The organism is Deinococcus multiflagellatus, from assembly GCF_020166415.1.
GTDB classification, from domain to species: Bacteria; Deinococcota; Deinococci; order Deinococcales; family Deinococcaceae; genus Deinococcus; species Deinococcus multiflagellatus.
This window is the reverse complement of record NZ_JAIQXV010000074.1, coordinates 1-687: the sequence shown is the minus strand read 5'-3', so window position 1 is coordinate 687 and position 687 is coordinate 1. Positions and strand designations below refer to the sequence as shown.

Below are 687 nucleotides of genomic sequence, written 5' to 3'. Positions count from 1 at the left end.
GGCTTTTAGCGAGTGGCCGCCGAGATGAAAGAAATGATCGTTCAGGCCAACCCGTTCCACGCCCAGCACGTCCATCCATACCTTCGCCACCGACTGCTCCAGCGCACTAAGTGGCTCATTTTCTCCAGGAACACCTGGCGTCTCACCACCGACCGGCCACGGCAATGCCTGACGGTCAATCTTGCCGTTGGGTGTCAGCGGCATGGCCTCCAAAGGAACCAGCACAGCCGGCACCATGTAAGCCGGTAAGTGGCATTCCAGGTACCTGCCCAACCCCGTGATCGAGACGTCCTGTTCCCCAACGATGTAACCGACCAAGGTCTTGCTACCGTCCTGCGACTCCTGCGCCACCACCACTGCCTCACGGACCGCCGGGTGGTCTGTGAGTCTGGTCTCGATCTCACCCAGCTCAATCCGGTATCCACGCACCTTCACCTGATGGTCCAACCGGCCGAGGTAATCCAGGTTCCCATCACTGCGGTAGCGCACGAGATCACCAGTCTTGTACAAGGTGCCGGACCCGTATGGATTTGGGACGAAGCGTTGAGCGGTCAGTTCGGGCCGATTGAGGTATCCGCGGGCGACCCCCGCACCGCCGATATACAGTTCGCCCGGCTGCCCAATCGGCAAAAGCTCTCGTCTCGCACCCAGAACGTACAGCTCCGTGTTCGCAATGCCACGCCCGAT

The 687-nt window shown here is 60.6% G+C and carries 1 protein-coding gene; it reads right to left on the bottom strand.

The genetic code is table 11. The features are described from left to right. Nucleotides 1-687 (bottom strand): non-ribosomal peptide synthetase (locus tag K7W41_RS23370; RefSeq protein WP_224612952.1); only part of this gene is annotated, 687 nt, incomplete at both ends.